At 71.2% G+C, this 22,902-nt stretch carries 15 protein-coding genes; 4 read left to right on the top strand and 11 right to left on the bottom strand.

The annotated features are described in order from the left end of the window. Positions 1-774 precede the first annotated feature (774 nt). Both M1L60_RS35825 and M1L60_RS35820 read right to left on the bottom strand, forming a co-directional pair. The gene (locus M1L60_RS35825; protein ID WP_253241994.1) at positions 775-1,272 is read right to left on the bottom strand and encodes a hypothetical protein; all 498 of its coding nucleotides are present in this window, start codon (positions 1,270-1,272) and stop codon (positions 775-777) included. A 119-nt stretch (positions 1,273-1,391) separates the two neighbouring features. Continuing rightward, positions 1,392-1,883, bottom strand: coding sequence for a DinB family protein (locus tag M1L60_RS35820; RefSeq protein ID WP_253241993.1), 492 nt, complete (start codon positions 1,881-1,883; stop codon positions 1,392-1,394). 195 nt (positions 1,884-2,078) lie between these two features. On the opposite strand from M1L60_RS35820, the gene M1L60_RS35815 reads away from it, so the two are divergent. Together M1L60_RS35815 and M1L60_RS35810 are read left to right on the top strand one after the other, a co-directional pair. Then, positions 2,079-3,815 carry a dynamin family protein gene (locus M1L60_RS35815; RefSeq protein WP_253241992.1) on the top strand — a complete coding sequence of 579 codons (1,737 nt, stop codon included), beginning with the start codon at positions 2,079-2,081 and terminating at the stop codon, positions 3,813-3,815. Further along, a complete protein-coding gene (locus M1L60_RS35810; RefSeq protein WP_253241991.1) occupies positions 3,812-5,218 on the top strand; it encodes a dynamin family protein in 1,407 nt (468 codons plus the stop codon). Before M1L60_RS35815 ends, M1L60_RS35810 begins: the two co-directional genes overlap by 4 nt. Here the strand turns inward: M1L60_RS35810 and M1L60_RS35805 are convergent. Further along, positions 5,200-7,926, bottom strand: coding sequence for an Hsp70 family protein (locus M1L60_RS35805; RefSeq protein ID WP_253241990.1), 2,727 nt, complete (start codon positions 7,924-7,926; stop codon positions 5,200-5,202). The two genes, M1L60_RS35810 and M1L60_RS35805, sit on opposite strands and share 19 nt — an antisense overlap. A 154-nt stretch (positions 7,927-8,080) precedes the next feature. After that, on the bottom strand, positions 8,081-12,277 hold the full coding sequence (locus M1L60_RS35800; RefSeq protein ID WP_253241989.1) for a DUF4062 domain-containing protein: 4,197 nt from the start codon (positions 12,275-12,277) through the stop codon (positions 8,081-8,083). Between M1L60_RS35800 and M1L60_RS35795 the strand changes: the two genes are divergently transcribed. Next, positions 12,218-14,599 carry a GH92 family glycosyl hydrolase gene (locus M1L60_RS35795; protein WP_253241988.1) on the top strand — a complete coding sequence of 794 codons (2,382 nt, stop codon included), beginning with the start codon at positions 12,218-12,220 and terminating at the stop codon, positions 14,597-14,599. The two genes, M1L60_RS35800 and M1L60_RS35795, sit on opposite strands and share 60 nt — an antisense overlap. Next, the gene (locus M1L60_RS35790; RefSeq protein WP_253241987.1) at positions 14,596-15,855 is read left to right on the top strand and encodes a glycosyltransferase; all 1,260 of its coding nucleotides are present in this window, start codon (positions 14,596-14,598) and stop codon (positions 15,853-15,855) included. Before M1L60_RS35795 ends, M1L60_RS35790 begins: the two co-directional genes overlap by 4 nt. A 39-nt stretch (positions 15,856-15,894) precedes the next feature. Here the strand turns inward: M1L60_RS35790 and M1L60_RS35785 are convergent, their stop codons facing one another. The 7 genes from M1L60_RS35785 to M1L60_RS35755 all read right to left on the bottom strand — a co-directional run bounded on the left by M1L60_RS35785 (position 15,895) and on the right by M1L60_RS35755 (position 22,794). Further along, a complete protein-coding gene (locus M1L60_RS35785; RefSeq protein WP_253241986.1) occupies positions 15,895-19,254 on the bottom strand; it encodes a 3-keto-alpha-glucoside-1,2-lyase-like domain-containing protein in 3,360 nt (1,119 codons plus the stop codon). 208 nt (positions 19,255-19,462) lie between these two features. Continuing rightward, a complete protein-coding gene (locus M1L60_RS35780; RefSeq protein ID WP_253241985.1) occupies positions 19,463-20,353 on the bottom strand; it encodes a hypothetical protein in 891 nt (296 codons plus the stop codon). A gap of 73 nt (positions 20,354-20,426) precedes the next feature. Beyond that, positions 20,427-20,669, bottom strand: coding sequence for a sigma factor (locus tag M1L60_RS35775; RefSeq protein WP_253241984.1), 243 nt, complete (start codon positions 20,667-20,669; stop codon positions 20,427-20,429). Continuing rightward, on the bottom strand, positions 20,666-21,262 hold the full coding sequence (locus M1L60_RS35770; RefSeq protein ID WP_253241983.1) for a permease-like cell division protein FtsX: 597 nt from the start codon (positions 21,260-21,262) through the stop codon (positions 20,666-20,668). Before M1L60_RS35770 ends, M1L60_RS35775 begins: the two co-directional genes overlap by 4 nt. Positions 21,263-21,337: 75 nt before the next feature. Beyond that, positions 21,338-21,994, bottom strand: coding sequence for a dihydrofolate reductase family protein (locus M1L60_RS35765; RefSeq protein ID WP_253241982.1), 657 nt, complete (start codon positions 21,992-21,994; stop codon positions 21,338-21,340). Continuing rightward, positions 21,991-22,449 carry an SRPBCC family protein gene (locus M1L60_RS35760; RefSeq protein WP_253241981.1) on the bottom strand — a complete coding sequence of 153 codons (459 nt, stop codon included), beginning with the start codon at positions 22,447-22,449 and terminating at the stop codon, positions 21,991-21,993. The genes M1L60_RS35765 and M1L60_RS35760 overlap by 4 nt, the downstream gene beginning before the upstream one ends. Positions 22,450-22,452: 3 nt before the next feature. Beyond that, the gene (locus M1L60_RS35755) at positions 22,453-22,794 is read right to left on the bottom strand and encodes an ArsR/SmtB family transcription factor (RefSeq protein WP_253241980.1); all 342 of its coding nucleotides are present in this window, start codon (positions 22,792-22,794) and stop codon (positions 22,453-22,455) included. Positions 22,795-22,902: the final 108 nt, after the last annotated feature.

Below are 22,902 nucleotides of genomic sequence, written 5' to 3'. Positions count from 1 at the left end.
GAACGCGGCTTCGCCATCCTGACCGGCCGCTGGAAAACGCTGCGACACGCCACCACCAGCCCCAGCCGAATCGGCGACATCGTCGCCGCAGCTCTCCACCTCATCCACTTCGAATACCGATATCTGTACGCCAGTCGCTGAGATCACCTCAGTGTCGCCGGTCTTTCTGAACTAGGTTCGGTGGAGGCTTGACCGGAGGTCAGGTCGATGCTGACTGCTCGTGTCCATCCCAACGGGGGTCGCCATCCCGGGGCAGGTGCTGGGTGGAGCCGCAGTTGGGTGGCGTTTGAGGGTGTCCGAGCGCCGAGGTCCCTTTCGCCATGGGTGGGAGCGGGGCCGCCGATGCCGGCAAACGCGCCCCCGTTGGGATCGCTGTATGGGGTGCCGACGTCATCTTCGGCGTGCAGGGTCCAGCTTTGCAGCCCCACGTTCGCCCGTAACGGTCCTGGCTGGATGCCGGGGACGAAGTCGTAGTGCAGGAGCGTGCCGGTATCGCTGAACTCGAGCCCACGCGCGACGACATGATGCCCTCGGACTAGTTCGCCCAGATCGACGTGGAACGCGACGTCCAGCTTCTTGCCTGGCGCGCGCTGGAAGTAGGCGTGTGTTCCGTGGGCCGGCGAGTCGTCCTCCACGAGTGGACCGTCCCATGTGCTGGAAGGCCAGGCATGCACTCTGCCGAACACCAAGCGGCACCGCGTGTGGGGTGGGCTGCTGGCCGGCGGCCGCCGAGCTGATCGAGCAGCCTCACGACAGGATGCCGGCAACGGGTTGTCAGTCGTCGTCCGACTTGGGCGAGTCGTCGGTGTCGGTCGGGCTGGGGGTCGGGCTCGGGCTGGTGCTCGGGGCCGGGCGGGTTCGTACGCCGTGGGCCTGGATCTTCGCGGCTGTGTAGAGGGGGCCTGCGTGGCTGCCGGTCACGGTGATGCGGTAGCCGGCGGCGATGGCGCTGAGGGTCTTGCCGCCGCCGTCCACGTTGATGCGGGTGGTTGTCGGCACGGTGATGGAGACCGTCCGGCCCTTCACGTCCTTGGTGCCGCTCTTGACCGCTACGGTGACCGTCGCCTGGTCCAGGTCGACCGCGGTCACCGTGCCGTTGGCGGCGAACTTCACCTTGGCGGGCTTGGCCGGTTTGGCCGGCCTGGACTCGGACGGCTTGGACGGCTTGGATGCGGCGGGCTTGGCGATTGCCGGCAGGGCGGCCACCGGGACGGCGGCGACGGCCACCGCGGCGGCCAGGACGACGGCGGGGACGGTACGACGTATACGCACGGCTGAATCCTCAGGTCGGGGGATCCAAAGCGTCTCGGCCCAGGGTTGCCGGTCGGGTGCGGCCACGGTTGCCAGTCGGTTGCCGTGCTCCGCGGCCTCGCATCGCGGCGGCGGGTGGGTCAGCGGCCGGTGGTGCCGTCGAGTTGTTCGCGCAGGATGTCGGCGTGGCCGGCGTGGCGGGCGGTCTCGCTCGTCATGTGGGCCAGCACCCAGCGCAGGCTCAGGTGCTTGCCGTCGATCGGGTGCACGACCGGCGTCGCCGGGTCGCCCGCGGCCCGGATGATCTGGTTGCTCTGCGCGACGGCGGCCCGGTAGGCGGCGATCACCGAGGCCGTCGTCAGATCGGCCGGCACGGTCATGTCGAAGTCGTACGCGTCCTCGCCCCGGCCGCCGACGTGGTAGCCGAACCAGTAGCGTTCGCCGTCGGTCAGGTGGGCGATCAGGCCGATCAGGCTGGTTCCGGAGTCGACGACAGCCTGGCGCAGCTGGTCGTCGGTGAGGTCGTCGGTCTTCTTGAGCACCGACTCGCGGGCGAAGTCGAGGAAGGCGAGCGCGGTGTCGAGCTCCCCGTCGTCGTTGCGGGGGACGGGCTTGCGCTGGGTCTCGGCCATGAGGGCACGATAGGGGCTTCGCACGCGCCGCGGCGGGGTGCCGTTCCGCGCGGCGCGTGCGAAGGGTCTCCAAGGTTCGCGCACACGATGACACACGGGCAGTCCGCCAGGTGTGTCGGAAATCCGTCGGGTCGTGGGATCAGCGCGGGCGGCCGTGGGGGTTATGGTTTGGCGTTGCGAACGGAGGGGGCCGGGTTGAGCACGTCTGCGGCCGGGCTGTCCGCGCAGCTGGGCGAGGCTCGGCAGTTCGCCGTCGACGCCGGTCGGGCCGATCTGGCCGAGCGGCTCGACAAGGCCGCGGCCGCGCTGGCGAACCGGAGTGACACCACCGTCGCCGTGGTGGGCGAGTTCAAGCAGGGCAAGAGCAGCCTCGTCAATGCCCTCCTGCACACCGACCTGTGCCCGGTCGACGCCGACGTGGTCACGGCGCTGCCGACGATCCTGCGCTTCGCCCGTCCGCCGGCCGCCTTTCTGCTCGGGGAAGGCGATGCCAAGGAGCCCATCGAGTTTGCCGAGCTGCCCAAGCACATCACCGGCAGCGACGCCGATCCGGCGCCCCGCGCGGTCGAGGCCGGCATCGACCGGCGACTGCTCGGCGCGGGGCTGGCCATCGTCGACACGCCGGGCGTGGGCGGGCTCGATTCGGCCCAGGGCAACCTGACCCTGGCCACGCTGACCACGGCCGGGGCGGCGCTGTTCGTCACCGACGCGGCCCAGGAGCTCACGGCGCCCGAGGTCGAGTTTCTCCGGCGTACGCGGGAACGCTGCCCCCGGACCTTTCTCGTGCTCACCAAGACCGACCTGCACGTGGAGTGGCGCCGCATCGCGGCGATCGACGAGGCCCATCTGAAGCGGGCCGGCCTCGACGTGCCGATCGTGCCGGTGTCGTCGTTCCTGCGGGTGCGCGCCCAGGCCCGCGACGATACCGCGCTCAACGAGGAGTCCGGCTTCCCGCGCCTGGTCGAGCTGCTGCGCGGCGACGTGGCCGGCGCCGACGAGCAGGAACGCGCCGAGGCCGCGCGGGCCGAGCTCGGCTTCGTCGTCGCCCAGCTGCGCGACCGCCTGGACGCCGAGGAGTCGGCGGCCGATCCCCGGCACGTCGAGCGGTACGCCGAACGGGCCCGCCGCAGCGCCCAGCTCGTCACCGGCACCTGGCAGACCGTGCTCGGCGACGGCATCCAGGACCTGGCGGCCGACGTCGACCACGACCTGCGCGAACGCCTGCGGCTGATCATCATCCGGGGCGAGCAGCTGCTGGCCGAGTCCGATCCGCGCCACACGTGGCGTGACTTCCAGGCCTGGGCCGCGCGCGAGGCCAGCCGGGCCGCCGCCGACAACCTGATGCTGCTGGTGGCCCGGGCCGAGCAGCTGGCCCGCGACGTCGCCGACCGGTTCGGGATGGAGGCCCACGACCTCAGCGCGACGCTGCCCGCGGTCGGCCCGGCCGTGCACAAGGCCCGCGACCTCGAACTCGACTTCCAGAAGTCCACGTTGCAGCAATTCCTCGGCGCGTTCACGGCGGCCCGGGTCGCGTACGGCGGCTTCTTCCTGCTCGGCGGGGTCGGCGCCATCGTCGGCGTGGCCTGGGCGGCCCCGCTCGGGCTGCTGGCCGGGGTCGCGTTCGGGCGCCGCCTGGTCAAGGCCGAGAAGGAACGTCAGGTGCAGCAGCGGCGGCACCAGGCCGGGCAGGAGCTGCGGCGGTACGTCGACGAGGTCGGCTTCCACGTCGGCCGCGACAGCCGGGAGGCCGTCCGCCGCACCCAGCGCCACCTGCGCGACGAGTTCGCGACCCGGGCCCGCGAGCTCAGCCGATCGGCCGCCGCGGCCGAGGCCGCCGTCCGGGAAACGGCGTCGCTGACCGGTGAGCAGCGCCGGGTGCGGGCCGCCACCATCGCCGAGCAGCGCCGACGACTGGAAAGGCTGGCCGGGTGAGCCTGCTCGACGACACCCGGGCCCTGCTCGACCGCGCGGTGGCCGAGACCCGTGACGCCCGGCTGGCCCGGGCCCGGGGGCGGCTCGACGAACCGCTGCGCGTAGCCATCGCCGGCAAGCTCAAGGCGGGCAAGTCCACGCTGCTCAACGCGCTGATCGGCGAGGAATTGGCGCCGACCGACGCGGGGGAGTGCACCCGGGTCGTCACCTGGTACGCCGACGGGCCCGCCTACGCCGTCACCTCGTACCTGACCGACGGCAACGCCGAGGCGCGCCCGTTCACCCGCCGCGACGGCGCCGTCCGGATCGACCTCGGCCGCCCGTCGTTCCAGGTCGAACGACTGGAGGTGCGGGTGCCGAGCGCCCGCCTGCGCCGGCACACTTTGATCGACACGCCCGGCATCGAGTCGCTGTCGGCCGACGTGTCGGCCCGGACGACCGCGTTCCTCGAGGACGAGGGCGAGCACGCGACCCAGACCGACGCCGTGATCTATCTGCTGCGGCACCTGCACGGCGGCGACGTCCGCTTCCTCGAGGCGTTCCACGGCGACGACGGCGCGGGCACCCCGGTCAACACGATCGGCGTGCTGTCGCGGGCCGACGAGATCGGCGGGTGCCGGCTCGACGCGATGACCGCGGCCGAGCGGGTCGCCGGACGCTACGCCATCGACGAGCGGTTGCGCCGGCTGTGCCCGGTCGTCGTGCCGGTGGCGGGGCTGCTCGGAGCGGCCGGGGCGACCCTGCGCGAGGGCGAGTTCCGGGTGCTGGCCCAGGTGGCCGCGCTGCCCATGGACGACATCGTCGAGCTGCTGCTGACCGCCGACCGGTTCGCCGCCTCCGGGGACGAGCGGCGGCGGCTCGTGACGAGGCTGGGGCTGTTCGGCGTACGCCTGGGAACGCGGTTGATCCGGGAGGGCGAGGTGACCGACGCGGCCGGCTTGGCCGCCGCCCTCACCGAGAGCAGCGGAATCGGCCGGCTGCGGGAGGTGCTGCGCACGCACATCGAGGGCCGGGCCGACGTGCTCAAGGCCCGCAGCGCGCTGGCCGCCCTCGACGACTGCCTGCCGCCCGACTCACCGCTGCGGGCCGAGGCCGAGCGGATCCGGGCCGGCGCCCACGAGTTCGTCGAACTGCGGCTGCTGCACCAACTGCGCTCCGGCCGGCTGCCCGTGGCCGACGACCGCCGGGCCGAACTCGATCGCCTGCTCGGCGGATCGGGTAGCACTCCACAAGAGCGGCTGGGCGTGCCCGCCGACGAGATCATGGCCGCGGCCGTGGCGGCCCAGGCCCGCTGGCAGCGACTCGCCGAACACCCGCTCACCGCGCGCGGGACGAAGGCGGCGGCCCGCGCCGCCGCCCGCACCTGCGAGGGAATCCTGGCCGCTCAGAACCAGCAGGGGTGACCCTCCCGGTCGCCCTTCTTGGTCAGCACGGTCTGGTTGCTGCCGTCGGTCTTCATGATCACGACCGTCGGCTCCTCGTAGGTCCCGCGCACGAACGCGATCCACTTGCCGTCCGGTGAGAACGTCGGGTCCATCTCGCGCTCGGGCGAGTCGGTGAGCCGACGGGCCGGGCCCGAGCTGTCCTTGGGGACGATCCAGATGTCGGAGTCGTTCTTACCGATCTGCTTGGTGTAGGCGATCCAGTGGTCGTTCGGGTCGAGCGCCGGGTCGACGGCCGGGCCCATGCTCTCGTCGGTGATGCGCCGCTCGACCTTGCGGGTCACGTGCATCGCGTAGAGGTAGCGGACGCCGTCCTTCTGCTGCCAGTAGACGATCGCGTCGTTGTTGGACGTCCAGACCGGGTCGTCCTTCTGGAACTTCGCCGTGGTGAGCTGCTCGGCCTCGCCCCCCGCGGCGGGGACGGTGAAGAACTGGTTCCACTGGCCGACCTTGCGCACGAACACGATCTGCTGGTCGTCGCCCGACCACGAGGCCCGCCCGTTGGTCGCCCCACCGGCCAGCTTGCGCCGGTTGCTGCCGTCCGCATCCATGATCATGATGTCGCTGGTCGAGCCCGGGTTGAGGTGGGTGACCACGAGCTGCTTGCGGTCGTGCGACCAGCGCGGCAGCGTGTCGCCGTCGACCGTGCCCGGCAGCTGCTCGCGGACGGTGCCGAGGCCCGGCTTGAAGTACGAGACGGTCGAGACGCGGTCGGTCTGCGAGAGCGGGCCGCTGTCGACGCGCACCAGCAGGCGGGCGTCGGTGGCCAGGCCGGGAATGGGCGTCCCGACCGGCGGCGACGAGGCGGCCGTCGTGGGCGGATTCGAGCCCTGGGCCTGATCCTTTGGTGTTTTGTCGTCACCCCGGTTGAGGGCCACGAAGGTGCCGGCGGTAGCGGCGATCAGCACCGCGCCGGCTGCGCCCGCGATCGCCAGCCGGCGTTTCTTCCGGCGCGCGCGGGGCGGCTCGGGCTCTGTCGTTTTTTCGATTCCGTACGGGCGTAGGCGATCTGCCGGGGGCGGGGTTCCCGGTCCGGAGCCATACGGCGCTCCGGAACCCGGACCGTACGGTCGCGGACCCCCAGCCGGAGGCAGTGTTCCCTGCCTTGGCTCGTAGGGCCTCGCGCCGCCGGCCGCAGGCGGTCGTCCCGCGTCAGGGCCGTTCGGGTACGTCGGCGCCGGGGCGTCTGTTGCCGGCTCCGTCGTCGTGGAGTAGGTGGCCGTAGGCGTCAGCGGCGAAGCCTCCGTGCTCGCCGGGAACGTGGCCGTGGGAGCCGGCGGAGGTGTCGGCGTCGACCCCGGAATCGACGCGGCCCCACGACTGAACGCGACCGCCCCGGCCGGACCGCGCCGCTCGTCCGCCACCGACTGCGTCGGCATGGCCCGCGTCGGTGTCGGCGTCGGCGGCCCGGCCGCTGCGTGCTGCGGCATGGGCGCCGTGGCCTGCGGCATGGGCGCCGTGGCCTGCGGCATGGGCGCCGTGGTCTGCGGCATGGGCGCAGTGCCATGCGGTCCGGGCTGGTCGGACATCGAACCGGTGGCCGGCATTTCGCCAGTAGCAGGCATCGGGCCGGTCGCCGCCATCGGGCCGACGGCCAGCGACTCCGGGTGGTCGGCCCAAGGGTCCTGCGGCGCGGGTGGCGGAACCTCGACCGGCCCCGCGCCCGGCGGCGGCGTCACCGGCGCCCCCGTCGACACGGCCGCCCCCAGCGCGATGCTGTGCTCCGGATGCGGATCGGCCACCACCGGCCGCCCGAACTCTTCCGACAGCATCTGCGCCACCAGCGGGATCCGCGACGACCCACCCGCCAGCAGCACCGCGCTGACCTGCCCCGCGTCGACCCCCGCCCCGCGCAGGGCCCGCCGCGTGGCCGCGATCGTGTCCGCCAACGCCGGCGCGATCATCGCCTCGAGCTCGGACCGGTTCAGCCGCACCCGCGTGTGCAGCCCCGGCAACGCCACCGGGATCGACGTCTCGGTGTCGAACGACAGCGACTCCTTGGCCTCGACACAGTCCCGCCGCAGCCGGGCCAGCGCCTCGGTCACCGCGTCGTCGTCCGGGTCGAGCTCTTGCGCCGCGCTCCCGAGCGACCCCACGACGTGCGCGAACACCGCCTCGTCGAAGTCGGCCCCGCCCAGCTGCTCGACCCCTTCCGGCTCGCCGAGCACCACGAACCCGTCCCCGCCCCGCCGCAGCAGCGCGACGTCGAACGTCCCGCCCCCGAGGTCGTACACCAGGACGGTCTCCCCGGCCCCGATCCGCCGCGCCGTGGCGTGCTGCAGCGCCGCCGCCTCAGGCTCGGTGATCAGCCGGACCTCACCCGCGTCAGCCAGCCGCACCGCCTGCGAGAACTGCTCCCTTTTGTACGGCCCCCAGTTGGCCGGATGCGTCAGCGTCACCGACGAGGGCGCACCGTCCCGCAGCCGCGTGACCTCATCCAGCACATGCCGCAGCAGCTTGGCCGTCAGCGCATGAGCCGAGAACGGCGTACCCCCGACCAGGATCGGAACCGGGTCCCCGATCCGCCGCTTGAACTCCCGGGCCAGCCGCCCCGGCTCACCCAGCCCGCGCCGCTCGGCCGCCTCCCCGATGAGAAGCCCACCGTCGTCCTTGACGAACACGAGGGACGGAATCTCGGCCCGACGCCCACCCAGCCGGACAACCTCCACCCGCCCAGCGTCATCCCGCACAGCTGCCGCCGTCTGAGTGGTCCCCAGGTCAATGCCCAGCCCGTAGCTTCCCGTCACGCCGTAGATAGTCCCACCACCCCACCACCCCCGAAGCCGCCCGAACGGGTATCGCCACCAATCGGACGGCCGACACTCACTCCCCGATCTCCAGGGAGAGCCGGCGGTCGATCTCCAGCACCAGCTCGAAGTCCACCCGGGCCAGCGCCTCGACACACTCCGTCCACGGCCCGAGATGCAACGCCTCGGCCAGCAGCCGCCTGACACGGCGTCGCCGAGCACTCTGATCCGACGTGCTCGCGAGCCGCACCGCGAGCTCCGCCAGCACACCCGGCAGCTGCGCCGGCGGCACCAGGTCATGCGCCATGCGCTCGGCCCGTTCGAAGTCCCTGCCCTCTGCCACCATCACGATCACCCCGCGGAGGTGGGAGGCGTCGGTGAAGGCGTGGTCACGGGCAATCGCTTCGACCCGATCCGTGTGACCGCCCCGCGTTGCCACTTTGGCCAGCTCGAACCAGGCGATCTGCTGCTGGGCCGGTTCCAGTTTCGGCATCATGCTCTCGGCCCGCTCGAAGTCACCGTCCCGCTCGACGGTGAGGGCCGGAACGATCGCCGAGATCCGCCGGCCGCTGGCCAGGCTCTCCGCCAGCGCCTGGTCGGCCCGAGCACCGAGCCGCAGGGCCCGGGCGTGCAGGCCCGCGGCCGCCGTCGCTACCGCCAGCGCGCTCAGGCCCACCAGCTCATCGAGGCCGGAGTGCGGGGCCTCGACCAGAAACTCCGCGTCGTCCGATTGACCGCAGCGGACCAGACCCGACAACATCTCGGCCATCACAGACTGGTCCCCGAACCTGGGCATCGCACTGGTCAGGGCGACCGCGCGTTCCCGGTCGCCGGCCCGGGTCAGCGCCCCGACCAGAGCAGCGATGGCACGGCTTTCCGGTCCCCGGTCGTCCTGGCCGGCGAGGCGCTGCCGGATCGCGCTGATCTCTGCCGTGAAGCCGGCGGCGATGGCCGGGTCGAGAATGTCGCGACTGAGCTGGCGTCGATTCAGCAGGTCCGCGACGAAGGATTCGGCCCGGCGGTGCAGTCCGGCCCGGGCCGCCAGTTCGGCCATGTCGGCGCGGCTCGGCCCGGGGAGGTCCTCCAGCAAGCTGGTCAGGTAGAGGTCTTCGACAATGGTCCGGGCCGGAGCGGGGCGCCCCGCCGCCAGGTGGGCGCGGGCGATCGCGCCGGCCGCGGCGACCCGGCCGTTGACGGGGGCGATGAGCTCGGCCACCGCGGCCGCCCGCTCGGCCTGCCCGTGTTCGGCGAGAGCCCGCACGACCAGCACGAGCTGCTCGGGATCGTCGAGCCGGGCGGCCAGCTTCTCAGCCCGGTCGGCCCGACCGCCGACGGCGAACGCGACGCCGAGGGCGAGGGTTCTCGCCCTTCGCTGTCCGGGGTCATCGATGGTGCGAGCCGAGGTCTCAGCCTCGACGGCGATCGCGGAAGCCTGGTCGGCCTCGCCCTTGTCGGCGTGCGCGCCGGCCACTGAGCTCAGCGCTTGACCGCGGATTCGGCCGCCGGTGATCTGCCGGGCCAGCGCGGCACCCGCGTCCCGGTCGCCGTCGCGCGCGACGACGCCGGCCAGCGCGCCCAGAGCTGTCGCTCGGGCGGCCGCGTCACCCGGCCGGTCGGCCAGGAAGCGGAACGCTTGATCGAAGACCGACCGCGCCAGGTCGGCGCGCCCCGCGAGCCCCAGCTCCTCGACGAACTCGCCCAACGCGTTCTTCTCGAGCGCGGGATTCCACGCGAAACCGTCGGCGGCGAACTCGGCGGTCTCCGTCACCGCGGCTTCGTCGTCCAACCGGGTGTACACCGGCACCAGGCCCCGGAGGACGTGCGGGCGCTGGTTGAGGGGAGCGTCCTCCACCCATCGGCGCAGCCTCTGAGCGAGGGCGGCGACCTGGTCCCGGTGGCCGGACGCCACCAGATCCGGCGCAGCCTCGGCCAGGACGGCGGACTTCAACTCCAGGCCCCGGATCCACCTCTCAGGGGACCGGCGACCAATCTGTCCGTACCTGCTCATCGCCGATCCCAGGGCCCCGGGCACTGGTGCCGGGTCGCCCGCCGGTCCCGGCTGCACCGGCAGTTCGGGGTGAATTAGATCTCGTCCGTGCTGGGCGGCCCAGAATCTCGCGAGGTAGGGGATGTTCATGTCCGCATCAGTCAGGTTCCTGATCTGGAAGGAATGCTCCAGGATGAAGCGGTACAACAGTTTGTTGTCGTCGTGCTCGATGGCCGACTCCAGGGCGGCCAGCAGTGGCGTCCCGGACGCGCGCGGCGGCCGGATGAGGATGTCCCTCGTGGCGGAGTCGCCGATCCGGGCCGCGTGCTTCATCAGCCGGAGGAGCAGCTCCGACTTCTGTTTCCGATCGGGGATGTCGTTCCACATGACCACCGCCTCGGCGAGCAGGCCCTTGGCCTGTCCATCGTCGCCGGCCCTGGACAGGGCCTCCGCGATCAGGCCCAGGGCATCGACGCGGCGGGCCGGTTCGAGGCCACGCGCGAGCGCCTCGGCCCGGGCGACGTTGCCCAAGCGGGCCCACACCGCCGGGAGGTCGATCGGGAGGTGCGAGTTCTTGTCGGCCAGCACGGTCCGGTGGACGTTCAGCCGCACCGTCGTGACGAGGTCTGGATCGGCGGCGTCGGCCAGCAGGCGTTCCACGGCACGGATCTCGGCCAGTGCGGCGGCGTCCCCGCCCGTGACGGCGAGCATCCGGTGGTGCCGGACGTGGTCGGTGGCCAGCGCGGCCATACGGGGGAAATCGCCGAGGTCGGACAGCATGGAGAAGTAGCCGCTCCACGCGTAGGGCGGCGTGTCCTCCGGCCACCCGGCCTCGCGTCGAGCGTCGACCCACTCGTGGATCCGCTGGTGGAAGGCGTCGAGCAGGCCCTCCAACTGATCGATCGCGGTCGTGCGCAGCGTCTCGTGGGCGAAGAGGTAGACCCGCCGGGCCACCGGCAGCGTGGTGTCGGTCCGGCCGGCCAGCGTGCGCCCGCAGACGCGGGACAGCGTCGACTCGATCTCGTAGCGGCCCAGCCCGCTCAGTTCCCGCAGCTCGGCCCGGGTCAGGCCGCCACCCGCGGCGGCGACCAGGCCGATCAGCTCGCGGTGGCGGGGGTCGCCGGTGAGCAGCCCGTCCAGTTCGAGGCGGGCGGCTCGGGCCGCCTCCACCGCGTACGGCGAAAGGTCGAGGATCCGGCGTGGGCAGGTCCGCAACGGGTGGTCGCCGGCCAGGTCCTCCGGCAGGTCGGGATGGGGCCGCCCGGCGACGACGATCCGCAGGCCGTCCGGTACCTGGCGGGGGAGCAGCGAGGCGATGCTGGGCAGGCCGGCCCCGCGAACGTCCTCGTCGAGGCCGTCGACCACCAGCACCAGGCGCTCGCCGCTCGCGTGGGCCCGCGCGGCGGCCGACAGCAGCAGGTCGCGGCGGTAGATCTCGCGCTGGCCCGGCCCCAGCGAGTCCGGCACGCCCTCGCCGGTCAGCACGGCCAGCTGTTCCAGCACCGCGTCGGTGAACGCCACCGCGTCGGCCTGGGCGGCCAGGCGGCCGGTGACGAAGAACGACACGACCTGGGTCCGCGGGGGCGGGTCGAGGACGAACGTCGACATCAGGGCCGACTTGCCGGCCCACGGCGGGGCCTGCCACCACACGTACGGCTCATCGCCCTGACACCAGGCGGCGAGCTCGGCCAGTTCCGCCTCGCGGCCCCGGGCCAGCCCGACCGGCGCGATGTCGCGTACCTGGGTCAGGTAGCGCGACCGGGCCGGCGTCGCCTTGTGCCCGGCCAGTGCCTGGTGGACGAGCATCTCGAGCTGGTCCGGGGTCGAGAAGCTACCCGCGATCAGGCCGGAGCCCACCACCTTCGAGCGGAACGCGTCCTGACGGTGGCCGCTCTCGCGGTCGATCAAAGCCGAGGCCGGCAGCGGCACGGCGGCGCTGTCGTCGAGCAGGAACATCAGGCGGGGTTTGCCCAGCTCGGTGGCCACGTCGAACTCGAGCTCGGTGAAGGACACCGGCCGATCCGGTACCAGCGACCCGTACCGCAGGCCCAGGACCCCGACCACGAGGTCGGCCGCAGCCACCTCGGCGGCGCAGACGGAGGCCGGGGTGGAATCGCGGGCCGCGAAGTAGGCCATGTCGGTGACGGTCATGCCCGCGCGCAGGATCGCAGCCTCGACCGCCGCGATGAAGCTGCGCTCCGCCGGCAGGTCGCGCAGCTCGCGCGTGTGGCTGATGAAGACCCGCAGCGGTCGCCTCCAAGGTCGGGGGAGGAAAGGATCCCGCACCCGTCCCGGTTCTGTCCACGAAGCACGTCTGACCTGGGGTGTTCATCTGACCGAAACCTCCCGACGCCCGCACCGGGTTACGTTCGCGGCATCCTCGACAACGTTGATCCCTTCATCGGCACCGCGGCGACGAATCTGCCTCCCGCCCGCGGGCTGGCCGGCACGTGGTGGTTCCCGAAGCCGCAGGTGGGCAACACCCACCCCGGGGCCACCGCGCCCCTCGGCATGGTCTCGGCCTGCGCCTACTCGGGGGCCTATCCGACCGGGTACGGGCTCTACACCAAGAACACCGAGGGCGTCCCCGAGACGATGTTCGAGCGGGTGCAGGCCTCGGGATTCACGCACTTCCAGCAGTCGGGCACCGGGGCCATCCGCAAGTACTACAACTACGTGCGGGTCACGCCGATGGTGCAGCCGCTGGACGATCTCGGGCAGTCGTGGGCCCTGCGCGACGAGGAGGCCTCGCCCGGCTACTACGCGGCGACCCTCGGCACCGGGATCCGCAGCGAGATCACCGTGGGCGAGAAGGTCGCCGTACACCGCTACACGTTCCCGGCCCACAGCAGCGCCCGGGTCGTCATCGACCTGTCGTGCGGCGGGCTGGCCACCGAGCTGGGGCGCACCGTGCCGCTGCGGGCCCAGATCGAGAGCATGGGGTATGGCCGGGCCCAGGGCACTGTCGTCATGGAGGGGGTGCCGCTCTCTGTCCACGCCGAGGTGGACAGCCCGGGGTGGCGGCAGATGCTCTGGTACGACCGCCGGCTGATCGACGGCGGCACCCGGCTCGACTTCGACAGCATCCGGCACACCAACCTGCGCCCGTTCGGGCTGCTCTTCATGGGGTCGACGCGCGCCGATCAGACCATCGAGGTGCGGCTCGGGTTCTCGTTGCGCGGCAGCGACCAGGCCCGGGCCAACCTCGAACGGGAGTGCGGCTCCGACCGGCCCGCGTTCACCGCCGTACGCGCCAAAACCCGGGCCAGATGGCGTGAACATCTGGGGAAAGTTCAGGTCGAAGGCGGTACGCCGGCTCGGCGCACGGTGTTGTCCACAGCGCTGTACCACTCGCTCATCAAGCCGTGTTTCGGTGACGACGAGAGCCCGTTCTGGCCCGACGCCGGCCCGTACGCGTTCGACGTCTGCACGATGTGGGACATCTACAAGACGCAGATCCCGCTGCTGTCCGTGCTGGTGCCCGAGCGCGCGGCCGACCTGCTCGAATCGCTCATCCGGGTGTGCGAGGAGGAGGGCAACTTCCCGATCGGCTATCGGATGGCTCACGGCGCCGACCGTTTCTTCCGGCAGGCGAGCGCGCTCGCGCACACCGCGCTGGCCGACGCGCACGCGCTGGGCACCTCGCGCATCGACTGGGCCTGGGCCCTTGTGCACATGGTCGACGACCTGCGCCGCATGTACGGCGAGGACTTCCACGAGCACGGCGTCGTGCACCCGATCTCGCACACCCTCGACCTCGCCCTCGGCTACCACTGCACGGCCCGGGTGGCCCGCGCGCTCAACGACCACCGGCTCGCGGCCGAGCTCGAGGAGCGCAGCCGGGGCTGGGTCAACGCCTTCGCCCCGGACAGCGGCCTGCTCAAGAACTCCGAGTTCTACGAGGGTGGCAAGTGGAACTACTCGTTCCGCCTGCTGCACGACATGCGCGCCCGCATCGAGGTGGCCGGCGGCGACGCCCGGTTCATCAAGAAGCTCGACCGGTTCTTCGGGTTCAAGGCCGACCCGGTCAAGCAGCCGGGCCGGCGGCCCAGCGCGGCCGAGATGGCGGCCGGGTACGCGCTCAAGCGGTTCGAGGGCCTCAACAACGAGCCCGACATGGAAGCGCCGTGGGCCTACCACTACGCCGGCCGCCCCGATCGCACCGCCCAGATCGTGCACTCGGCGCTGACCTGGCAGTTCGGCACCGGGCCGGGCGGCCTGCCGGGCAACGACGACTCGGGCGGGCTCAGCTCCTGGTACGTGTGGGCCTCGCTCGGCCTGTTCCCGGTGGCCGGCCAGCAGCTGTTCCTGGTCAACACCCCGGCCTTCGCGAGCGCCACCATCCAGGGGCCCGGGGGCGAGTTCCACATCGAGACCAGCGGCCACCGCGAGACGCCGATCGGCGTCGACGGCCTCGACCACGAGCCACCACCGCTGTACGTGCAGGAAGCCACCCTGAACGGCAAGCCCCTGCCCGGGACCCACCTGAGCGCCGCCGACGTGCACCGCGGCGGCCGGTTGCACCTGCGGCTGGGGCCGGAACCGTCGAGCTGGGGGAGTGGGAACCGCCCACCCTCCGTGTCCGATCCTCTGGAGGTTCCGCGTTGAACAAACCCGACCGTCGTCTTGTCATCGTGGTCCGCGCGGACCCGGTGATCTGTGGCCATTCCGGCGAGGCCCGCAACCTCGCCGAGGTCGCGCTCACCCGGGGCTTCACGGACGTGCGCCTGCTCACCTGGCCCATCGGAGTGTTGCAGGCGGCCGGCCTGCCGCTCAAGCCGCTCGACCGGCTGCTGCCCTACAGCGAGGGCATCACCGTCGAACGCCCGGAGGCGGTGGGCGACTACCGGGTGCCGGACGGCCGCCACCAGGCCGGCCTCACCGGTCGCCTGGTCGAGCTGCTGGCCGAGCCGATACCGACAGTCTGCCTGTCGATGTATCTCGTGCCGCACCAGACGGTCGTGGTCGACGCGGTGAACGCGGCCCGGGCGGCCGGTCTGCAGCCCGACGTGCGCACCATCGCCAAGGCGGTCGGCTCCGACGTCACCAACGTGATCCGCCAGTGCCTGCGCGAGGGCCGCTTCGGCGCGGCGACGGTCCTGTTCACCACGTTCCTGGCCAACGACGAGGTGGTGGCCGTCTCGGAGTACACGCGGGACGAGATCATCGCGTCGGCGCTCGAGGTGGACGCCGCGTGCGGCACGACCTTCGCCGACCAGTGCCGGGAGCGGGTGACGGTCAGCTACCCGCCGATCGACTCGTCGGCCTACCTCGACCTGGACAGTCAGGCTGTCGATGCGGCGCTGGCCGAGCGGGGCCTGGAACGCGACGGCTACATCCTGTTCCTGTCCCGGGTGGCCCGGGCCAAGGGCATCTACGACCTGGTCATCGCGTACGGGCAGATGCGCAGCCGGGACAACGTGAAGCTCGTGATCGCGGGCAACGGCCCGGCCCTGGAACACGTGCAGGCGATGGCCAAGGAGGACGACCGGATCGTCTTCCTGACCGACGTCGACGACGAGGAGAAGCCGCTGCTCATGCGCGGGTGTGCCGCGTATGCCCTGCCGACCAAGCCGGAACCCGACTTCGTCGAGACCTTCGGCATCGCGCTGGTCGAGAAGATGCTGGCCGGCGGCGGCCCGGTGATCACCACGCTGACCGGCGGCACGGGCGAGGCCGTGGGCGACACCGCGATCATCGTCGAGCCCGGTGACATCGCCGGCCTGGCCGAGGCGCTCGACCAGGCCGTGCTCGAGATGACCGCCGACGAGAAGACCGAGATGGCCGAACGGGCCCTGAAGAAGGCCATGACCTTCGACCGGGCCGCGGTGTTCGACGATCTGTTCCCGCCGCGGTTGGACTGACCGGAACGGTGGCCCGCTGCTCAGCGGGCCACCGTGGGGTCAGGCCGGTTCGATCCAGATGTTGCGGTAGCGGACGTTGGCGCCCGGGTCGCCGTGGTCCTGCAGGCGGATGGGTAGCGCGGCTGCGCTCTCGGCGGCGCCGTTGCCGGTCGGCCCGTCGATCTCGATGTTGTTGTGGACGGTCACGCCGTTCCAGACGACCGTGACCCGGGCGTTCTCGGTCTTCGTGTTGCCGTTCCAGCGGGCTGCCCGGAACGTGACGTCGTACGTTTGCCACGTCTCGGGGGCGGTGGCTGCGTTGGACGACGGCGCCCGCTTCAGATAGATGGCCCCGGCGTCGTCCTGGGCCGGGTTCGCCTTCCCGAACGAGTCCAGCACCTGCAGCTCGTAGCGGTCCTGCAGATAGATGCCGCTGTTGCCACGCTGCTGACCGGTCACATCGGCCGGCAGGTTGGGCAGCCAGAACTCGGCGTGCAGCTTGAAGTCGCCGAAGTTCTGCTTGGTCCGGATGTCGCCACCCAGCACCTCGGCCGAGCCGCCCGACACCGGCCAGGTGACCGCGCTGCCGTCACCGTTGCGGAAGGCGTTCAGACTGCCGCCGTTGAACAAGTTCACCCGGCTCGTGCCGTTGTGCGTCCAGCGCTGCTGGGCGACGTCGGCCCACTCCCAGATCTGCACCTGGGTGCCGTCGGCGGTGGCGCCGCCGGCCACGTCGAGCACCTTGCCCGACTGCGGGTTGAGCAGCGAGCCGTTGGCCTGGGTCTGCCACACCTGGGCCGCGCTGTTGTTGCAGGTGTAGAGCTGCACCTTGGTGCCGTTGGCGGTGCCGCTGTTGTCGATGTCGAGACACTTGCCGAGCGCCCGCAGCGTGTTGCCCTCCCGCGTCCAGCTCTGGGCCGTCGAGTTGTTGCACGTGTAGAGCTGCACCTTGGCCTTGTCGGCGATGCTGGCGTTGTCCACATCGAGGCACTTGCCGCCGATACCCGTCAGCGTGCCTGTCTTGTTGGTAGCCCCGGTGGACAACGAACCGACAGTCAGGCTGTCCAAGTTGACGTGCCCGATGTCGCCGGTGTCGACGCGGTACGAGATGGTGTTGCCCCCGGCCCGCAGCGTCGCCGTGTCGTTCAGGTTGGCCCAGGTGTCCCAGTTGCCGGTGTCGGCCAGGCTCACCTGTTTCACCTTGGCCCCGTTGACGTAGAGGCTGATCGTCTTGGCCCCGGCCGACGGGTTGGGGCCGTTGCTGAACCGCAGCGTCGTCGGATACGCCCCGGCCGTGGGCACGTTGACCGTGAACGTCGTGGCCGCGCCGGCCGCGTTGTGCCCGGCCGAGAAGCCGGTGCCGGTGTAACCGGGGTGGTCGCTGGCCACCGACGTGCCCGGGCTGAGCCCGCTGAACTCGGCCTCGACCAGGTCCGACTTCAGCGTGGTGCCGTTGGCCAGGCTGTTCAGCGTGTACCAGGCCTCGGTGCTCCACAGCGAGGCGTTCGAGGCCGAGGTGAACGGTCGCGGCGAGCGGACGTGCACGACCCGGCCCGGCTTGAGGCCGGCCAGCTTCAGCGTCACCTTGAGCTTGTCGGCCGACAGGGTGGCGGACGAGACCGACAGCGTCTCCTCGTCGACCTTCGGGCCGCCGTAGGCCGGGGTCGAGACGTAGCGCCACTGCTTGGCCCGGTAGCGCGAGGCCAGGTTGGCTGCCGTGGCGTCGGAGACCGGCTGCGTGTACTCGAGCTCGAATCCGTCGGCGACGGCCCGCATGGCCTTGATGTCGAAGACGCTCGCCGAGTTGGGCGCGAGCTTCTGCAACCCGTACGTCAATTTGCCTTCCTGCCCCCAGTTGCCGCCGGCGCCGAGACCGCCGACGTAGAGCGCGCCGTCCGGACCCTGGTTGAGGCGCAGCACGCCCATCTCGAGGCCCTGCGTCAGCCGGAAGACCGCGCCCTGGTACTGGCCGTTGACCTTTTCGAGGTACGCGCGCTGGATGCCGCCGTACGTGACGTCGCCGAAGAGCATCTGACCGGCGTACGGGCCGGAGTTGAGCATCAGCGGCGTGCTCGGCGAGTTGGCGATCTCGTTCTGCGGCAGCCACAGCACGGGCTGGGTCACCGGCTGCTGGTCGAACGGGCCGTCCGGGTTGGTGTAGTGCCCGAAGAAGCGGTCCTGCTTGACCTGCACGAGCTTCGACGCGGGCAGCCAGCCGCCCTGGTTGTCGGTGACGAAGATATCGTTGTCGGGCCCGAACGTCAGGCCGTTCGGGGTGCGCAGACCGCCCGCGATGTACTGCACGGCTCCGGTCGTACGGTTGATCTTGAGGGTGGTGCCGCGGTTGGGCGAGCCCTGCGGTTCGGTGGTCGCGCCGCCCAGGTTGATCGAGACGGACAGGTTCAGATAGAAGAACCCGTCCTGGTAGAGCAGCCCGAACGCGAACTCGTGGAAGTTGCCGTCGAACGGCCACGTCGCGACCCGCCGGTACTGGTCGATGGTTCCGTCGCCGTTCGTGTCGTTGAGCTCGGTCAGCTCGTGCTTCTGGGACACGTAGATCTTGCCGTCGACGATCTTCAGACCCATCGGCTCACGCAGCCCGGTGGCGATCTTCTTGTACGTGACCTGGCTCGGCGAGGTGTTGCCGGTGACCCCGCTGAGCACATAGACCTCGCCCGCGACGGTGTCGCTGCCACCCCAGGTGGCGATGGCGAGGCGGCCGTCGGGGTACCAGTCCATGGCGCTGACCTGTGGGTTGAACCCGGACGGGCGCAGGTTGGTCAGCGTGTAGCCGGGGTGCACGCCGGTCAGCGGCAGCCCGTCGCCCGGGCTGTCGCCGGCGGTCTCGCACTCCTTGCGGCCGGGCGCGGTCACCCGGACGACGCCGGCGTCGGTGCTCAGCGCGCTGGCCGGCACGACGGTGTACGCACTCGCGCCGGGGGGTCGCCACTCGAGCGTGAGCTGCTGACCGCCGTCACGCTCGAAGTAGTCGATGTTGAGCGCGTGGTAGCCGGTGGTGAGGCTGACCGAGCCCTCCTTGGCCGTGGCCCCGTGCGCGCCGTCGTGGTCGATGACGGTGGCGTTGTCGATCCGCAGCCGGGAGCCGTCGTCGCTGGTCAGCCGGAAGCCGTACGTGCCGGCCGTGGTGACGGTGATGTTGCCGAGCACCTCGGACTGGAAGCGGTCCTCGAGGCCGAAGTCGGCCGCGGTCGTCCAGTTGATCGTCGAGAGCTTCTTGTCGATGTTGGGGGTCTGGCCGGGTTTGAGCGTGCAGAGCGAGTCGCGCGAGACCTGCAGGTCGTACGTGCGCAACGTGATGCCGGGCTCCTGTGGGGGAGGGGCAGCCGCGGCGGCGGCGGGGAGGGCGGGCAGAAGACCCGCGAGAGTGGTGACGGCAATCAGCGCCAGCTGTTTTTTCATCGGACCGTCCAGGCTTCGACAGGGATCGATGCGAGCACGCTAGGCCTACTTCTGTCCGCTGGTCCATAACTTTGGCGCAATCATTGAAAAGTCTTGTTATTCGTTAGGAAACTTGCCCGTTACTTCATCGGCCGCACCGCACGCAGGGGCACCACGTCCTGTTGCTTGATCGGCCGCACTGCAGACGGGGGCGCCGGGTCCTGTCGCTTCAGCGACCGCACTGCACGCAGCTGCGCCGGGTGCGCAGGTGATAGTCGGTCGACGCGACGAGCAGTCCGAGTCCCCACACGATGTAGGCGGACATGGCCGTCAGCAGGAAGGTGAGCGAGAACTCGCTGTCCACACCGGACGCCACCTGCAGCAGGCCCATGCCGAAATAGGCGACCAGGCCCGCGCCCAGACCGAAGCCCGGGATCAGTAGCAGCAGGCGCGGGATCGTCCGACCGGCCAGCAGGGGCACCCATCGCGGCCAGACCCGGCCCCAGCGGTGGACCAGCGCCAACGGCAGCAGCCCGCCCGCGAGCAGCATGCCGACCTCCAGGCCGATGATCGACGGGCCCTGGGCCATGCCGTCGAACCCGGCCACCGCCTGCACGACGAACCGGGCGACCAGGCCGGCGACCGCGGCGTAGGCGGCCCACCACGCCCACCGGTGCCAGCGGACCGGCCGGCCCGATCGACAGCATGACTGACAATCGCCGCGGGTGCGGCGCTGATAGGCCGCGGTGGCCAGGGCCAGCAGGACGGCGCCGCCGGCACAGCCGAGCCGGCTGGCGAAGCCGAGCGGGTCGAACTGCGGGCCCAGGCTGAGCAGCAGCAGGCCCACGATTTCGGGCAGCAGGATGGCGGCCGCCGCGATCAGCGCCCCCGCCGTACCCCAAGCGGCCGCGGCCAGGAGCGGCTGCCAGGTCCGCACCCGGTGCAACGCCACGGCCAGCACGCCGGCCTCCCCGCACAACCCGACCGACCACCACCCGGTGAACCCCACCAGATCCGAGCCGAACGGCTCGAACGACGGCGCATGGCCGGCGGTCCACCAGACCCGCAGACCGCCGTAGACCAGGGACCAACCGACGACCGCACCCGTGAGACTTCTCATGGGCCGAGCCTGTTCGCCCGCGCGCCCGGACAGATCCCGCCGCGAGGTGAACGGCGTCCCTCCCGGGAGGGAGTCAGTGGTCCACCCGCCGGCTGTACGCGTCGAGGTTGGTGCCGGTGCGGATGCGCTTCCACACCACGTACATCTTGGTGAAGGTCTGCTGGGTCAGATCCTGCGCCAGATGCCAGTCGCGGCACATCAGGTAAGCGCTGCGCCGCAGCCGCGTGGCGGCCGACTCCACGAACGCCGTGAAGTCGTCATTCTTCCCGCCCCGGAGGGTGTCCACCGGACGGGCCGGCAGCACGGTGTCGGTCACCGCACCCCTCCGACCGCCGCGCTCACCGGACAGACCCGGCCGACGATGTCCTGCACGCCGTCGCGCCGCGCGAAATCACGTTCGAACGCCGTGAAACGCGCAGGATCGGCCAGCCGCACCCGGAACGACTCGGGCAGCTGCTGCAGGCTGACCGACGCCACGAAGTCCGGGCTGTCGGCCCACAGCTGCCGGAACTTCTCGTACGCCGCGGCCCGGCTCTCGAACAGCACCGTGCCCACCCGCGGGTCCTGGTCGAGGGCCGCCGCCAGCTCCGACTTCTCCCGCGCGGAAGCGTCCTCGGTCAGGAGCAGAGCCACATCGGTGGCATCCTTCTCGACCGGATCGACCGTGCACGACGCCGCCGCGGCCGGCCGCATCGCCGCCGCCACGGTCACCTCCGGCTCGGCCTGCGACGGCAGATTCAACCCCGCGACAATCCCCAGCACCGCCAGTACGCCACCCGCCGCCCCCGCCACCTGCCGGCGCCGCCGCCGAACCTGCCCACCGCGCACGATGGCGGCCTGCGCCATCACGCCCGGATCGGCCCCGGGGTCGTCGTCCACCGCCCGGTCGAAGTGCTCCCGCAGATCCACAGCCCGCTCTCCTCACTGCCTTGACCAGTTCCTCAGCAGATAGGACCGGCTGAACCCCCGATCCGGTCACACTGATCAACGACGGCGGACCGTGTAGGTCAGGTGGGTCACCCGGGGTGACGGCTGTGAGCGGGTCTGCTGCAAGGCGATCCGGGATTCGTCGATGCCTTCGAAGAGGCGGATGCCGGTGCCGAAGAGGACGGGGGAGAGGGCGATCGTGAACTCGTCGACCAGGCCCGCGTTCAGGTATTGCAGGATGGTCTCGGCGCCGCCGGCAATGCGGACGTCGCGGTTGCCGGCGGCTTGGCAGGCCTGCTCCAGGGCGGACTCGAGGCCGTCGTTGACGAAGTGGAACGTGGTGCCGCCGGGGCGTTCCCAGGGGTCGCGCTTCTCGTGGGTGAGGACGAAGACCGGGGTGTGGAACGGGGCTTCCTCGGGCCAGGCCAGCTCACCGCCCTCGAACATGCGCTTGCCCATGATGCTGGCGCCGGTGCGGTCGAAGGTGGCGCGGGCGAGGTCGTTGTCGAGGCCTTCCTCGCCGCCCGCGCCGAGGTGCAGGTTCTCGCGGAAGAAGCGCAGCGGGAAGATCCACGCCTGCAGCTCCGACCACTTGGCCATCCACTGCCGGACGGCCGGGTCGTTGCGGCCCTGGGCCGTGAAGACGTCCTCGACCGGCACTGGATCGGGGGCCAGGAAGCCGTCGAGCGACATGGTCACGCTGAAGAAGATCATCGGTTGGCTCCGGTCACGTACGCCGCCAGGTTGTTCAGGGTCTGCTGCCCGCCCTCGATCGCGTGGTACTTCTCGACGGCCTCGTCGCGGAGTTCCTTGGTCGGGAACACCGTGCGCATCACGATCCGGGTCGCCTCGCCGTCGGGTTCGAACGTCAGCACCGACACGAAAGCGTTCGGGTCGTCGCGGACCTCGCCGTGCAGCAGCGCTATCCGTTCCGGGGCGACGATCTCGGTCCACGTGATCCACTCGGCGTAGTCCGTGCCGTCGGGGCCGTGCATCACGAAGTCCCACTCGGCGCCGACGCGGAACTCGAACGCCCGCGTCGTCGTACTGAAACCCTCGGGCCCCCACCACTGCGACAGGTGCCGCACCTCGGTGAACGCCTCGAACACCAGCTCGCGCGGCGCGTCGATGCGCCGGTCGATCACAATTTCCCGTTCGCTGTCGGTCAACGGTCAGTCCTCCTGTCGAGCCTGTTTGAGGTCTTGCACGTAGCTGTCGAGGCGGTCGAAGCTCTCGTTCCAGAACTGCTCGAACCCGCCCACCCACTCGTGGATCGGCCGCAACCCGCGTGCGTCCAGCCCATAGAGCCGTTGCTTGCCGGCCTCGCGGACCCGCACCAGCCCGACCTCGCGCAGCACCCGCAGGTGCTTGGAGGCCTGCGGCTGGCTCATGCTCAGCTGCCGGGCCAGGTCGGTCACCGGCCATTCGCCTGCCCGCAGCAGAGCCAGGATGTCCCGGCGCTGCGGTTCGGCGATCGCGTTGAACGCGTCCGAAGTCGTCGCTGCTCGTGCCACGGCAGCCATCGTATTCCCATAACGGAATGCGTCAAGCCGGTTAAGATCATGGGTCTGGCCCGCGGGATCGAGGAGGGTTTCCCGTGGATGACGCCATCGGCGCCTTCT

The sequence above is a fragment of the Paractinoplanes aksuensis genome (assembly GCF_024137025.1).
Classification (GTDB): Bacteria; Actinomycetota; Actinomycetes; order Mycobacteriales; family Micromonosporaceae; genus Actinoplanes; species Actinoplanes aksuensis.
The sequence above is the reverse complement of the archived record's forward strand: the minus strand, read 5'-3'. Positions and strand labels throughout refer to the sequence as shown.